Genomic DNA, 14,919 nt, shown 5'->3' with positions numbered 1-14,919 from the left:
TCTCCTCACTTCTGCCGCACGATTTGATAACGACGCCCCAAGTACCAGATCGGCGCGCTGACCATATGCACCAGACGGGTAAACGGGAACAGCACAAACAGGGTCAGGCCCAGCGCCACGTGGGCCTTGTAGATCAGGCTGACCGGGGCAATCGCCGCTGCCGCTTCCACGGGCCGCAGCAACACCACGTTCTGTGCCCAGTCCGCGAGCATCACCATCACCGAACCGTCCATATGCCCGGTGGAGGCGACAATGGTCAGCAAGCCCAGCACCAGCTGCGCCAGCAACACCAGCAGGATCAAGATGTCCGACGGGCTCGACGTGGCCCGTACCCGTGGGTCGGTGAGGCGGCGCTTGACCAGCATCAGCAGGCCCACCAGGCACAGCAGGCCAAAGAAGCCACCGGAGACCATCGCCAGCAGTTGCTTGTGCTCGGTGCTGATCACATGGTGGTAGATCGACGCCGGGGTCAGCAGGCCGACAAAATGCCCGGCCAGCACGAACAGCACGCCGATATGGAAGAAGTTGCTCGCCACGCGCATGCCACGGTTATTGAGCATCTGGCTGGAACCGGCCTTCCAGGTGTACTGGGACAGGTCAAACCGCGCCCAGCTGCCCAACAAGCAAATGGCCAGGGCGACATACGGATACACGCCAAATACCAGCAAATTCCACTTAGACATTACCCACCTCCTTGGCTGGCACGGCGGCCAGCCCTTCGTGCTGAAAATCCACCCAGTGCAACGGCACCGCACTTTCTTCGCGGGCCTTGCCCGGTGCGCTGGGCATCGAGCTGCAACGGTCCTGCTGCTCGGCCTGCATAAAGTCCACGGCCTCCTCTTCCCAGACCTTGTCCAGGGCTTCGAGGGAGTCGTCGCGCACTTCGGCGGCGACCTGGGCGCGCAACTCGGCAATGGCCTGGTGCGGCTCGGCGCCGCTGATCTGCAACAGCGCACGGAAGCAGCTGGCGTAGGCGCTTTCACGCTCATCCAGGCGCGCCGCCAGCAGGGCCAGCAGGTGGGCCACATCCGCCAGGCCCTCGCGGGCCTCGATGTCTTCGCGGGTGGACAGAAACTCCAGGTACAGCGGGATATAGTCCGGCAGCTCCTTGACGCCGATGGCAAACCCGGCTTCCTGGTACTGGGCCATCATGTCGACCATGGCCTGGCCGCGGTCCCGCGACTCGCCATGCACGTGCTCGAACAGCAGCAACGACAGCGAGCGGCCGCGGCCAAACAGTGCGCCGTAATGCTCCTGGCCATCCATCAGGTCATTGCTGCAGATCAGTTCCAGCAACTCGAACAGCGCACCGCGTTGCTTGGGGCTGATTTCCCGCGCTTCGATAATCGCCTGCTCCAGTTCATCGTGGCCGTCGACCAGGGTTTGGGTGGGGTAGTCCAGCAGCAACGAGATCACTTTAAGAATGCGCATGGCTCAATCCTCCCAGATCTGGACGGTTTTCAGCACGTCGCGGCGGTTGGCCTTTTTCGCCCCGAACATATTGGTGTCGGAGCTGCCACTGCAGCCGCTGCCGAAGCTGAAACCACAGCCGGAACGCTCGGCAAACGCATCGCTCATCGCATCTTCACGGTGGGCGCTGGGCACCACAAACCGGTCCTCGTAGTTGGCAATCGCCAGGTAGCGGTACATCTCTTCCACCTGGGCCACGCTCAGGTCCACGTCGGCCAATACTTGCAGGTCTTCAATCCCATCCACTTGCTGCGAACGCTTGAAGGCGCGCATGGCCAGCAGGCGTTTCAGGGCACGCTTGACCGGCTTTTCGTCACCGGCGGTGAGCATGTTGGCCAGGTAACGCAGGGGGATACGCAGGCTGTCGACATCCGGGATCACCCCGTTCATGCCCACGGTGCCAGCGGCGGCCGCGTTCTGGATCGGCGAGAGGGGCGGCACGTACCAGACCATCGGCAAGGTGCGGTATTCCGGGTGCAGCGGCAGGGCGAGCTTCCAGTCCACGGCCATTTTGTACACCGGCGAACGCTGGGCCGAGTCGATCACCGACTGCGGTACACCATCGGCCAGGGCCTGGCGGATCACTGCCGGGTCGTTCGGGTCGAGGAAGATTTCCAGCTGTTTCTCGTACAGGTCGTGCTCGTTGGCGGTGCTGGCCACTTCGCTGATGCGGTCGGCGTCATACAGCAGCACGCCGAGGTAGCGGATACGTCCGACGCAGGTTTCCGCGCAAACGGTGGGCATGCCGGCTTCGATCCGTGGATAGCAGAAGATGCACTTCTCGGACTTGCCGCTCTTCCAATTGAAGTAGATTTTCTTGTACGGGCAGCCGCTGATGCACATACGCCAGCCGCGGCATTTTTCCTGGTCGATCAGCACGATGCCGTCTTCTTCACGCTTGTAGATCGCGCCACTGGGGCACGACGCCGCGCACGCCGGGTTCAGGCAGTGCTCGCACAGGCGCGGCAGGTACATCATGAAGGTGTTTTCGTACTCGCCATAAATATCGGCCTGGATCTGGTCGAAGTTCTTGTCCTTGCGGCGCTTGGCGAACTCGGTGCCGAGGATTTCCTCCCAGTTGGGGCCCCACTCGATCTTTTCCATGCGCTTGCCCGACACCACCGAACGCGGGCGTGCAGTGGGTTGGTGCTCGCCCAAAGGTGCGGTGTGCAGGTGCTGGTAATCAAAGTCGAACGGCTCGTAGTAGTCGTCCAGGCTCGGCAGGTCGGGGTTGGCGAAGATGTTCGCCAGCACGCGGAACTTGCCACCGATGCGTGGGTTGATCGAGCCGTTGGCGTTGCGGATCCAGCCGCCCTTCCACTTGTCCTGGTTTTCCCACTCCTTGGGGTAGCCGATACCGGGCTTGGATTCGACGTTGTTGAACCAGGCGTATTCCATGCCTTCGCGGCTGGTCCACACGTTTTTGCAGGTGATCGAGCAGGTGTGGCAGCCGATACATTTGTCCAGGTTCAGGACCATGCCGATTTGTGAGCGGATCTTCATCTCAGTTCTCCTCGATATCGGTCGGCAATGGACGCGGCAGATCATCACCGCTGGAGCCATCGAGCCAATCGACCTTGACCATCTTGCGCACCACCACGAATTCATCGCGGTTGCAGCCGACCGTGCCGTAATAGTTGAAACCGTAGGCCTGCTGGGCATAGCCGCCGATCATGTGGGTCGGCTTGAGCACCACGCGGGTCACCGAGTTGTGGTGGCCGCCGCGGGTCTTGGTGGTTTCCGAACCCGGTACGTTCACGATGCGTTCCTGGGCGTGGTACATCATCACCATGCCTTCCTTGACCCGTTGGCTGACCACCGCACGGGCCGTCAGGGCGCCGTTGACGTTGAAGCATTCGATCCAGTCGTTGTCCTCGATCCCGGCGCGCTTGGCGTCGATTTCCGAGAGCCATACAATCGGGCCACCACGGCTTAAGGTGAGCATCAGCAGGTTGTCGCTGTAGGTGCTGTGGATCCCCCACTTCTGGTGCGGGGTGATCCAGTTCAGGACGATCTCGGTCTGGCCATTGCTGCGCTTGCCCTTCACCCCTTCGATGGTGCGGGTGTTGACCGGTGGCCGGTAGCTCATCAACTGCTCGCCGAACGCCTGCATCCACGGGTGATCCTGGTAGAACTGCTGGCGGCCGGTGATGGTGCGCCATGGGATGTTTTCATGGACGTTGGTGTAGCCGGCGTTGTAGCTCACGTGCTCGTCTTCCAGGCCCGACCAGGTGGGGCTGGAGATGATCTTGCGCGGCTGCGCCTGGATATCGCGGAAGCGGATCGCTTCGTGGGCCTTGGAAATCGCCAGGTGGCTGTGGTCGATACCGGTGAATTCCGACAGTGCCGCCCAGGCTTTCAAGGCGACCTTGCCGTTGGTTTCCGGGGCCAGGGACAGAATCACCTCGGCGGCGTCGATGGCCGTGTCGATTTTTGGCCGGCCGTGGCTGATGCCCGCGTCGCCTTCGTGGTGGTTGAGTTCGCCAAGGAACTCGACCTCTTCGTCGGTGTTCCAGTTGATGCCCTTGCCGCCATTGCCGAGTTTTTCCAGCAGCGGGCCCAGGGACGAAAACTGCTTGTAGATGTTCGGGTAGTCCCGTTCCACCACCGCCATGTTCGGCGCATTCTTGCCCGGTACCGGCGCCACGCCGGCGCTTTTCCAGTCGGTGCCGCCAAACGGCTGGGCCAGTTCGCCAACGCTGTCATGCAACAACGGCACGGTGACCAGGTCTTGCTCCACGCCCAAGTGGCCGACCGACATGGCCGAGAATGCCTTGGCGATGCCTTTGTAGATTTCCCAGTCCGAACGCGACTCCCATGCCGGATCAATCGCCGCCGACAGCGGGTGAATGAACGGGTGCATGTCCGAGGTGTTCATGTCGTCTTTTTCGTACCACGTTGCCGTCGGCAACACGATGTCGGAATACACGCAGGTCGAGGACATGCGGAAGTCCAGGGTGGTCACCAGGTCCAGCTTGCCGATGGCGCCGTCTTCGACCCATTCGGCCTCGGTCGGCTTGCATTCGGTGCTGTGGCCGATGTCTTCGTTCATCACCCCGTTCTTGGTGCCGAGCAGGTACTTGAGCATGTACTCGTGGCCCTTGCCCGACGAGCCGAGCAAGTTGGAACGCCAGATAAACATATTGCGCGGGAAGTTCACCGGGCTGTCCGGCTGCTCGCAGGCAAAGCGCAGGCTGCCGTCCTGCCAGGATTTGACCACGTAGTCTTTGGGGTCCATACCGGCAGCCGCCGCGTCACGGCAGATATGCAGCGGGTTGGTATTGAGTTGGGGTGCGCTGGGCAACCAGCCGGCGCGTTCGGCGCGGATGTTGTAGTCCAGGGCGTGCTCGGGGAACTGCGACTTGTCGGCCAGCGGCGAGAGGATGTCGTGCATGCTCATCTTCTCGTGGCGCCATTGCGAGCTGTGGCCGTAGAAGAAGCTGGTGCCGTTCATCTGGCGCGGCGGACGGTTCCAGTCCAGGCCGAATGCCAGGGGCAGCCAGCCACATTGCGGACGCAGTTTTTCCTGGCCCACGTAGTGCGCCCAACCGCCACCGGTCTGGCCGACACAACCGCAGAGCATGAGCATATTGATCAGCCCGCGGTAATTCATGTCCATGTGGTACCAGTGGTTCATCGCCGCGCCGACGATGATCATCGAGCGCCCACGGGTCTTGTCGGCGTTGTCGGCAAACTCACGGGCGATCTGGATCGCCTTTTCGCGGCTGACCCCGGTGATTGCCTCCTGCCAGGCTGGCGTGCCCGGTACGCTGGCGTCGTTGTAGTCCTTGGCCACGTTGCTGCCGCCCAGGCCACGGTCGATGGCCAGGTTGGCCGCCGACAGGTCGAACACCGTCGCCACTTTGGCCACCGTGCCATCGGCCAGGGTCACGCTGTGCACCGGCACCCGACGGAACTGCACGGCGTCACCGGCCACGTGCTGGAAGTAGTCGTGGGCTTCACCGGCAAAATACGGGAACGCCACTTCGGCGACGTCCTCGCCGATCAGGCTCAGCTTGAGGTCGATCTCGCGGCCTTCACCGCCTTCTTTGGCCAGGATGTTCCACTTGCCCTTCTCGCCCCAGCGATAGCCGATGGCGCCTTGTGGCGAAACCAGTTCGCCGCTCTCGTCGAGGGCGATGGTTTTCCATTGCGGGTTGTTGTCCTGGCCCAGGTTGTCCACCAGGTCCGACGCACGCAGGAAGCGGTCCGGCTGGAACCCTGCGCCCGGGGCGAAGCCGGTCATGGGCTTGAGCATTACCAACACCGGCAAGTCGGTGTAGCGCTTGGCGTACTCGGTGAAGTACGCGCTCGGTTTATCCAGGTGAAATTCCTTGAAGATCACATGGTTGAAGGCCTGGGCCAGTGCCGCGTCGGTGCCCTGCTTGGGGTTGAGCCACAGGTCGGTGAGCTTGGCCACTTCCGAATAGTCAGGCGTGATCGCCACGGTCTTGGTGCCCTTGTAGCGCACCTCGGTGAAGAAGTGCGCATCCGGGGTGCGGGTCTGCGGGACGTTGGAGCCCCAGGCAATAATGTAGTTGGAGTTGTACCAGTCGGCCGATTCCGGCACGTCGGTCTGCTCGCCCCAGACCATCGGCGAGGCTGGTGGCAGGTCGCAGTACCAGTCGTAGAAGCTCAGGCACACGCCACCGATCAACGACAGGTAACGCGAACCTGCCGCGTAGCTGACCATGGACATGGCCGGGATCGGCGAGAAGCCAACGATGCGGTCCGGGCCGTATTGCTTGATGGTGTAGACGTTGGACGCGGCGATGATCTCGTTGACTTCATCCCAGTTGGAACGGATGAAGCCGCCCATGCCGCGCTTACTCTTATAGGCGTCGGCCTTGACCTTGTCCTCGACAATGCTCGCCCAGGCCTCGACCGGCGACAGGGTCAGGCGCGCCTCGCGCCACAGCTTGAGCAAGGGCTTGCGGATCTTCGGGTACTTCAGGCGGTTGGCGCTGTAGATGTACCAGCTGTAGCTCGCGCCACGGGGGCAGCCGCGCGGCTCGTGGTTAGGCAGGTCGTTGCGGGTGCGCGGGTAGTCGGTCTGCTGGGTTTCCCAGGTGATCAGGCCGTTCTTCACGTAGATCTTCCACGAGCACGAGCCGGTGCAGTTCACCCCGTGGGTGGAGCGCACGATCTTGTCGTACTGCCAGCGCGAACGGTAGACGTTCTCCCAGTCGCGGGACTCCTTGCGGGTCTCGCCGTGACCTTCGGAGAATTCGTCTTGCTTGCGATTGAAGAACCGCAGTTGATCGAGTAGATGACTCATGGTGCTTTCCTCAGAGGCTTGCTGCGGGGTTCTGTGCCCCGCCCACGCAAGGTTTGAATTCGGGTCGACTCAGCAGGGGGTCTCGGCGCCTTTGCGCGCATACCACCACCAGGTCACGACGATGCAGCTCAGGTAGAAGCCGACAAACATGTAGAACGCCATGGCCGGGCTGCCGGTGTAGGCCATGGACGAGCCAAAGGTCTTGGGAATGAAGAACGCACCGAAGGCGCCCATGGCCGAGCTGAAGCCCAGCACCGCGGCCGATTCCTTGCTCGCATCCTTGAGGGCTTGCTCACGCACGGCGGCAGGTTTGCCGGCGCTGGCTTTTTCATGCTGGGTGCGGAAGATCACCGGGATCATGCGGAAGGTGGAGCCATTGCCGATGCCGGTGGTGATGAACAGCAGCATGAACAGGCCAAGGAAGCCGTAGAAGCTGCCGCCCTCGCCGTTCAGGGGCAGGAAATGCAATACCCCAAACACCATCACGATCATCAGCACGAAGTTCCACAAGGTCACCCGCGCACCGCCCAGCTTGTCGGCCAGCCAGCCGCCCAATGGGCGTACCAGGGCGCCCACCAGCGGGCCGAGGAAGGCGAATTTCAGGGCGTTGACGTCTGGGAACGAGGTCTTGATCAGCATCGGGAAGGCGGCCGAGAAACCAATGAAGGAACCGAAGGTGGCCAGGTACAACCAGCACATCAGCCAGTTGTGCTTGCGCTTGAAGATCACCGCCTGCTCGCTGAACGAAGCGCGGGCACTGGACAGGTCATTCATGCCGAACCAGGCAAACAGGGTCACGGTGATGATGAACGGCACCCAGATAAACCCAGCGTTCTGCAACCACAACTGGCTGCCGTCTTCCAGGGTCTGTGGCTGGCCGCCAAGCAGGCCGAACACACCGAAGGTAATCACCAGCGGCACGCAGAACTGCATCACCGACACCCCCAGGTTACCCAGGCCGGCGTTCAGGCCCAGGGCCGTGCCTTGCTGGGACTTGGGGTAGAAGAAGCTGATGTTGGACATGCTTGAAGCGAAGTTGCCGCCACCGAAGCCGCACAGCAGCGCGATCAATACAAACACGCTGTAGGAGGTACTCGGGTCTTGTACCGCGAAGCCCATCCACAGTGATGGAATCAGCAGCGACGCGGTGCTCAGGGCCGTCCAGCGGCGGCCACCGAAGATCGGCACCATGAACGAATAGAACACGCGCAGGGTGGCGCCGGACAAGCCCGGCAAGGCCGCCAGCCAGAACAACTGGTCAGTGGTGAAGCTGAAGCCGATGGCGTTCAGGCGCACGATCACCGTGCTCCACACCATCCACACAGCGAAGGCCAACAGCAGCGCCGGGATCGAGATCCACAGGTTACGGGTCGCGGTCTGCTTGCCGCTGGCGCCCCAGAACGCCGGGTCTTCGGGGCGCCAGTCGTGGATCACCGGGCCCGAAACGGGCTTTTGCGCGATAGTCATACTGATTCTCCCTGGAGAGGCTGGGCCGCCGGGGCTTTGCCCAGCAGCGGCTGTTTGCGGATTTCGCTGAAGTACATCCAGGTCAAGGACACCCAGACCACGCCGTACATCAACATGAAGCAGGAGGAGCGCACACCGGTGAGGTCCACCAGGGCGCCGAACATGATCGGCAGCACAAAACCACCCAGGCCCCCGGCCAGGCCGACGATGCCGGACACCGCGCCCATGTTTTGCGGGTAGTCATTGGCGATGTACTTGAACACCGAGGCCTTGCCGAAGGCGAAGGCGATGCCCATCACAAACAGCAGGATGGTGAAGACGGTGGCGTTGAGGCCGATATGCAAATCCAGCGGGCCGTTAACGGTCTGCACCTGCAACTGGGTCTGCGGGTAGCTGAGCAGGAACAGGCAGATCCAGCTCACCCACAGCACCCACCAGGTCACGCTCTGGGCGCCCCAGCGGTCGGACATCCAGCCGCCCACGGCGCGCAGCACCCCGCCCGGCAGGGAAAAGCACGCGGCCAACAGCGCGGCGCTTTGCAGGCTGAAGCCGTATTCCTGCACGTAGTACTTGGTCGCCCACAGCGCCAGGGCCACGTAGCCACCGAACACAATCGAGTAGTACTGGCAGTAGCGCCATACGGCCGGGTCCTTGAGGCACAGCAGTTGTTCGCGCAAGGTAGCGCCGCCGGCACTGCGGTGGGCCTTGTTTTCGCTGGTGAGGAACCAGAACAGCAGCGCGGTGATAAACAGGATCGCGCTGAACACCTTCGGCACCAGGTGCCAGGTGCCCAGGGCAATCAGGGCCGGCGCCAGAAACTTGGTGACCGCCGCCCCCGCGTTGCCGGCACCGAACACGCCCATGGCAAAGCCCTGGTTGTCCTTGTCGAACCACTTGGCGACGTAGGCGATGCCTACCGAGAACGAGCCACCGGCCAGGCCGACAAACAGCCCCAGCACCAGGAACTGCCAGAAGGCCGTGGCGTAGGTGATCAGGTACAGCGGCAGCACGCAGGTGAGCATCAAGACAAAGAACACGATGCGCCCGCCGAAGCGGTCAGTCAGCAGGCCCAGGGGCAGGCGTACCAGGGAGCCGGTCAAGACCGGGGTGGCCGCCAGCAGGCCGAACTGGGTTTCGTTGAGTTGCAGCAGCTCTTTGATCGGTACGCCGAGCACGGCGAACATCATCCAGACCATAAAGCACACGGTGAAGGCCAGCGTACTCATGCCCAGCACCAGGCCTTGTCTTACACGGGGTTGAGTCACGGTTTGCGCTCCCAGAAGTGATTCCATGAGCGCAGGTTAGGGGTGACGTCCTCCAGGAACTTGACCCAGATCAACGTCCACCTGGGGGCTCTTGGCCTATGCTGGGCCCATCTACCTCTTAAGAGGTAGGCCAAATAACAAGAGAAAGTCTTTATTTATCAATGGATTGATCTCTTGTGCCGGCTTTTTCCCGTGGGAGGGTGCGCCGGCAACTCTTTAGAGGTAGTGCGCCAGGGAATGCAGAATTGAATACTGTTTCCTTTGCCAGGTGCCGCCATGCTGCTGTTCTTGCCCCTTCGATTACGCCGTGATGTTTAACTGGCTGCGCAGCTCCCTGCCCGCGCGCGCCGGTGTCGCGGTGATCCTGATTGCGATCCTGGCCCTGGCCAGTTCCCTGAGCGCCGGGCTGATCGCCTGGTTCAGCCAGGGCGACGGCGCGGCCATCAACACCGCCGGCTCAGTGCGCATGGAGACCTACCACCTGAGCTGGAAACTCGCCGACCACGCCCCCGCCGACGAGATCCAGGCCATCACCCAGAGCCTGCAACGACGCCTGGACAGCCAGTCCTTGAAAGCAGTGCTGGAAGACGGCCCCCACAGCGCCCTGCAACAAAGCTACCGGCAGATCCAGCAACACTGGAACCAAGAGCTGCGCCCGGCCATCGAGCGCGGCGACAGCGTGTTCTTCCGCGAGCGCGCGCCGGCCTTTGTCGAGCAACTGAACCAGTTCGTCAGCCTGTTGCAGCAACAGAGCGAGCACAAACAAGGCTGGCAACAACTGATCCAGGGCCTGGCGCTGTTCAGCACCCTGATCATCCTGCTGCTGGGGCTGTATGAATTGCAGTACGGTGTGGTCACGCCCTTGAAGGAACTGGTGGACGCCACCCGACGCTTTCGCGAGGGCGACTATCAGACCCGTGTCAATCATCGCTCCCAGGACGAACTGGGGCAGTTGGCCCTGAGCTTCAACACCCTGGCCGAAACCATCGAGCAGTCCCACCGCACCCTGGAAAGCCAGGTGCAGCACAAGACCCTCAACCTGCAACAGGCCAACGCCGCCCTGGAATTGCTCTACGAGAGCAGCCGCAGCCTGGCCACACGCCTGGCCAATGCCGAGGGCCTCGACGAGTTGATCCGCCGCTTTCAGAAACGCCTGCCGGGCCTGCGCCTGTCGCTGTGCCTGCAAGGGCACTTCCTCGCCCCCGCCAAACAGATGCTGGCGCTGCATGGCGAGAACAGCCGCAATGTCTGCGCCATCGGCGATTGCGCCACCTGCGAGCGCCATCACGTCGCCCCGCCCCAGGTGTTCAGCATCAGCAACCAGGGTGCGGAACTGGGCGAACTCAAGGCCCACTTTGTCGACGGCCATACGCCCCAGGCCTGGGAGCAGCAACTGATCCAGGCCCTGGCCAACCTGATTGGCACCTCGCTGTCCCTCAAGCGCCAGCGTGAGCAGGACCACCGTTTATTGCTGCTGGACGAACGCACCATCATCGCCCGCGAACTGCATGACTCCCTGGCCCAGGCCCTGTCCTATATGAAGCTGCAAGTCAGCCGCATGCAGACCCTGCTGCGCCGCGACGAACCCAAGGCCACCCTGGAAACCGTCACCGGCGAACTGCGCGAAGGCCTGAACAACGCCTACCGGCAACTGCGCGAGTTGCTCACCACCTTCCGCCTGCAAATCCACGATGCCGGGCTGGTGCAGGAGCTCAAAGACACCGCCGAGGAATTCTCGCGCCGTGGCGAATTCCAGGTGCACCTGCATGTGGATGCCCTGGCCTTCCAGCTGTCGGCCAGTGAACAGATCCACCTGTTGCAAGTAACCCGCGAAGCGCTGTCCAACTGCCTGCGCCATGCCCACGCCGAAAACGCCTGGCTGCAACTGCGCCAGCACGGCGAAACCGTGAGCCTGAGCATTGAAGACGATGGCCGCGGCTTCAGCGAGCCGGTGGACCAGCGCGAACACCACGGCCTGACCATCATGGACGAACGCGCTCGCAGCCTGCACGGCCAATTGGATATTTCCCCCCGCGAGCCCCAGGGCACGCGGGTGCACTTGCTGTTTCGCCCGGAGTTTCTCGGGCACTCTCTCCAAGAAGGTAGCTTGTCATGAACACCTCACTGCGCCACCGCATCCTACTCGTCGACGACCACCCGATGATGCGCCACGGCATGCGCCAGATGCTCGAACTGGAAGATGACCTGCATGTGGTGGGCGAAGCCGGCAATGGCGAGGAGGCCCTGGGCCTGATCGATTCGCTGCAACCGGACCTGGTGCTGCTGGACAACAACATGCCGCAGATGAACGGCCTGGAAACCCTGCGCCGCCTGCGGGCCATGGCCTATGGCGGCAAGGTCTTGCTGTTTACCGTGTCCGATGCCGAAGACGACATCCGCGACGCCCTGCGCCTGGATGCCAACGGGTATCTGCTCAAGGACATGGAGCCGGAGTTGCTGATCCAGTACATCCGCGATGCCCTGCACGGCGCCCTGGTGATCAGCCCCGGCCTGACCCGCGTGCTGGCCCAGGCCTTGCGCTCGCCCCAGCCCCATGCGGCGGTGGAGCTGACCGAGCGCGAGCGGCAGGTGTTGAAGACCATTGCCGGGGGCTATAGCAACAAGGTGATCGGGCATAAGCTGGGGATTACCGAGGGCACGGTGAAGGTGCATGTGAAGAACTTGCTGCACAAGTTGGGGTTGCGCTCGCGGGTGGAAGCGGCGGTGTGGGCGATGGAGCATTTGCGTCAGGCTGGGTAGGGTTTGCCCTGTGGGAACGACCCGACAAGCCAGCACCTACAGCTTAGTTGCGTCCTCATCGCCCTTTCACTGTCAACGCCCCCACACTCGCCAGGACAATAACCGTCCCCACCATCACCATCACCGAAGGCCGCTGCGCCAGTATCACCCACCCCATCAGCATCGCCACCGGCGGGATGAGATACAGCGCAATCGCTGCCCGGCTGACCTGGCTATGGGCCAGTACATAAGCCCAAGCCAGGTACGCCAGCGCACTGGGAAAAATGCCCAGCACCAGCACGGCCAGGTTCACCGACATCGAAGCCTGGGCCAGCTCCCCCGGCAACCCCGGCAGATACACCAGCAGCAACGCCGTGCCTGACCAGAGGGTGCAGCACACCATCGTCAGCCCGTCATAACGCTGGGAATAACGCTTTTGCAGGGCGAAATACAGGCTCCAGGACGCCGCCGCCAGCAGGATCAACACGCTATGCCCTTCCAGCTCGCCCAAGCCGCGATCCCCCACCGCCACCACCCCGGCACCGAGCAGGCCGCCGAGTACACAGCCCCATTGCCAGGCGCCGAGCCGTTCCCTGAACACGGTGCTGGCCAGCACCGCGCTGAACAGTGGTGTAGATTGCGCCAGGACGCTGGCAGCGCCGGCACTCACACCGCGCTGGCCGTAATTGAGGGCGATGTGGTGCAGGGTCACCGCAAACAGCCCCAGCACCGCAAACAAAGGCAAATCCCGGACCCGGGGCCGTGCAATGCCCTTGCACCAGGCCACCGCGGCCATCAATACCGACGCAATCAAAAAGCGCAGCAAGGCCAGGTTGTCGGGGGCGTAGGCCTGCAAAGCGATATGGATACCGATAGGCGAATACGCCCAGCAGAGAATGACAAAGACGGTTGCCAGGACAACTTTTGCGCGGGGCATGGGCGTTCTCGGGGACGTGGCAGCACACAGGCACTGCCTGGCAACAGTATGAGAAACCCCAGGCCTTGAAAAAAGTGACTTAAACTGAGCCCACTCTTCACTCCAGGTGAACCATGGAACTGTCCCAACTGCGTATGTTCAAGACGGTCTACGAGCTGGGCAGCATCGCCCGTGCTGCGCAGCAGCTGCATTGCGTGCCGTCCAATATCACCGCGCGCCTCAAGGCCCTGGAGCAGGAACTCGGCGTCGCGCTGTTGGTGCGTGAGGGCCGGGGCCTGCGGGTCAGCCCCGCCGGCGAAGTGTTTATCGAGTACGCGACGAAAATCCTCGACCTGACCGAAGCCTCCCGGCGTGCCGTCGCACTGGGTGGCGCGCCCCAGGGGCATTTGCGTATCGGCGCTATCGAGTCCAGTGCAACCGGGCGCTTGCCGCAGTTGCTGGCGCGCTATCACGCGCTGTACCCCCAGGTGTCGCTGGCGTTGAGCACTGGCACCTGGTCGCAGTTGCTCGATGATATCCAGCACCATCGGCTGGACGCGGCAATTGTCGCCGTGGATGTGCAACGCCCCGGGCTGCACAGCACGCGGCTATATAGCGAAGACCTGATATTGATTGCCCCCACATCGCTGGGCCCGGTGCGCAGTGCCGCAGACCTGCACGGCCTGACCCTGTTTATGTGGCCCACAGGCTGCCCGTATCGCCTGGCCCTGGAACAATGGTTGTCACGCCATGACCAGGTCTGCCCCATTGTCAGCATCGCCAGCTACGGCACGATTATCGGCTGTGTCAGCGCCGGCAGCGGCGCCGCGCTGGTGCCGCGGGGGATCTACGAGCAATACCGCCAGGGTGCCAACTGGCAGGGCCATGAGTTCGCGGAACTGGCGCACATCGACAACCTGTTTTACTGGCATGCCAACGTCGGTTGTCATCCGGCCCGGGATGCGTTTTCGGCACTGTTGCAGGGGCACTGCCTCCACGGGACTACCTCCAACGAGGCATAGGCCCAGCCACCGCCAGGCCCTACCATGGGCGGGAGCGGAGGTACGCCATGTTGACCCATCCATCCATTGTCTTGACCCTGCGTCGGCATCATCTATTCAGCCCGTTGCCGGAGAAGATTTTCCAGGACGTCTGTACCCTGGCCAATCTCAAGCGCCTGCCCGGGCATGCCACCCTGATGCACCAGGGCGACCCTGCCGATCGGTTTTTCCTGCTGGTCAGTGGCCAGGTCAAGTTGCACCGGGTCACCGGCGAAGGCCAGGAGCATCTGGTGGAAGTCATCCGCCCCGGCCAGACCTTTGCCGAAGCGCTGTTGTTCAGCCAGGCCAAGGCCTATCCGGTGAGTGCCACGGCGCTCAAGGACAGTGTCTTGGTAAGCATCGAGGGCCATCATTACCGCAAGGCCCTGGAGGACCAGCCACAGATCTGCCTGGCGATCCTCGGCACCATGAGCCTGCACCTGCACCAACGCCTCAAGGACATCGACACCCTGACCCTGGCCAATGCCAGCCGCCGGGTCATCAACTTTCTGATCCAGGAGCGCGATACCGTCAGCGGCGATGTGGTGCTGCAGGTGCCCAAGCGTCTGGTGGCCTCCAAGCTTGGGATTCAGCCGGAGACGTTTTCGCGGATTCTGCACCGGCTGATAGACGCCGGCCTGATCGAGGTGCAACGCCGCACCATCCGCATCCTGTGCGAGGAGCAATTGATGACCTATCAGGCTGGCTGACTTAGAATCGACGCCATTCTTCGCCCGCCTTCCT

At 62.5% G+C, this 14,919-nt stretch carries 11 protein-coding genes; 4 read left to right on the top strand and 7 right to left on the bottom strand.

The window, feature by feature from the left end; genetic code table 11:
• Positions 1-5 precede the first annotated feature (5 nt).
• The 6 genes from narI to AC07W7_RS01615 all read right to left on the bottom strand — a co-directional run bounded on the left by narI (position 6) and on the right by AC07W7_RS01615 (position 9,480).
• Complete coding sequence (narI, locus tag AC07W7_RS01640; RefSeq protein WP_076963221.1) at positions 6-683, bottom strand: respiratory nitrate reductase subunit gamma; 678 nt, start codon at positions 681-683, stop codon at positions 6-8.
• Positions 676-1,431 carry a nitrate reductase molybdenum cofactor assembly chaperone gene (narJ, locus tag AC07W7_RS01635; RefSeq protein ID WP_076963222.1) on the bottom strand — a complete coding sequence of 252 codons (756 nt, stop codon included), beginning with the start codon at positions 1,429-1,431 and terminating at the stop codon, positions 676-678. Before narJ ends, narI begins: the two co-directional genes overlap by 8 nt.
• 3 nt (positions 1,432-1,434) lie before the next feature.
• Positions 1,435-2,973 carry a nitrate reductase subunit beta gene (narH, locus tag AC07W7_RS01630; protein ID WP_495038494.1) on the bottom strand — a complete coding sequence of 513 codons (1,539 nt, stop codon included), beginning with the start codon at positions 2,971-2,973 and terminating at the stop codon, positions 1,435-1,437.
• Position 2,974: 1 nt separating this feature from the next.
• Complete coding sequence (locus tag AC07W7_RS01625; protein WP_495038493.1) at positions 2,975-6,748, bottom strand: nitrate reductase subunit alpha; 3,774 nt, start codon at positions 6,746-6,748, stop codon at positions 2,975-2,977.
• Between the two features lie 69 nt (positions 6,749-6,817).
• Positions 6,818-8,215 (bottom strand): NarK family nitrate/nitrite MFS transporter, encoded by a 1,398-nt coding sequence (locus AC07W7_RS01620; RefSeq protein WP_495038492.1) that lies wholly within the window; start codon positions 8,213-8,215, stop codon positions 6,818-6,820.
• On the bottom strand, positions 8,212-9,480 hold the full coding sequence (locus AC07W7_RS01615; protein ID WP_495038491.1) for an MFS transporter: 1,269 nt from the start codon (positions 9,478-9,480) through the stop codon (positions 8,212-8,214). The genes AC07W7_RS01620 and AC07W7_RS01615 overlap by 4 nt, the downstream gene beginning before the upstream one ends.
• Positions 9,481-9,790: 310 nt before the next feature.
• On the opposite strand from AC07W7_RS01615, the gene AC07W7_RS01610 reads away from it, so the two are divergent.
• Both AC07W7_RS01610 and narL read left to right on the top strand, forming a co-directional pair.
• A complete protein-coding gene (locus AC07W7_RS01610) occupies positions 9,791-11,596 on the top strand; it encodes a HAMP domain-containing protein (protein WP_495038613.1) in 1,806 nt (601 codons plus the stop codon).
• Positions 11,593-12,240, top strand: a complete 648-nt coding sequence (gene narL / locus AC07W7_RS01605) for a two-component system response regulator NarL (RefSeq protein WP_495038490.1) — start codon at positions 11,593-11,595, stop codon at positions 12,238-12,240. Before AC07W7_RS01610 ends, narL begins: the two co-directional genes overlap by 4 nt.
• Before the next feature lie 55 nt (positions 12,241-12,295).
• Here narL and AC07W7_RS01600 read toward each other — a convergent pair whose 3' ends face one another.
• Entirely contained in the window at positions 12,296-13,156 is an 861-nt protein-coding gene (locus AC07W7_RS01600; RefSeq protein ID WP_169901271.1) for a DMT family transporter, read from the bottom strand.
• A 113-nt stretch (positions 13,157-13,269) separates the two neighbouring features.
• On the opposite strand from AC07W7_RS01600, the gene AC07W7_RS01595 reads away from it, so the two are divergent.
• Entirely contained in the window at positions 13,270-14,157 is an 888-nt protein-coding gene (locus AC07W7_RS01595; RefSeq protein ID WP_169901270.1) for a LysR family transcriptional regulator, read from the top strand.
• Positions 14,158-14,204: 47 nt separating this feature from the next.
• On the top strand, positions 14,205-14,885 hold the full coding sequence (locus AC07W7_RS01590) for a Crp/Fnr family transcriptional regulator (protein WP_099169719.1): 681 nt from the start codon (positions 14,205-14,207) through the stop codon (positions 14,883-14,885).
• Positions 14,886-14,919 lie beyond the last annotated feature (34 nt).

Source organism: Pseudomonas sp. GW821-FHT01D09, from assembly GCF_059422465.1.
Note: the sequence above shows the minus strand (reverse complement) of the source record. Positions and strands in the feature narration are given on the sequence as shown.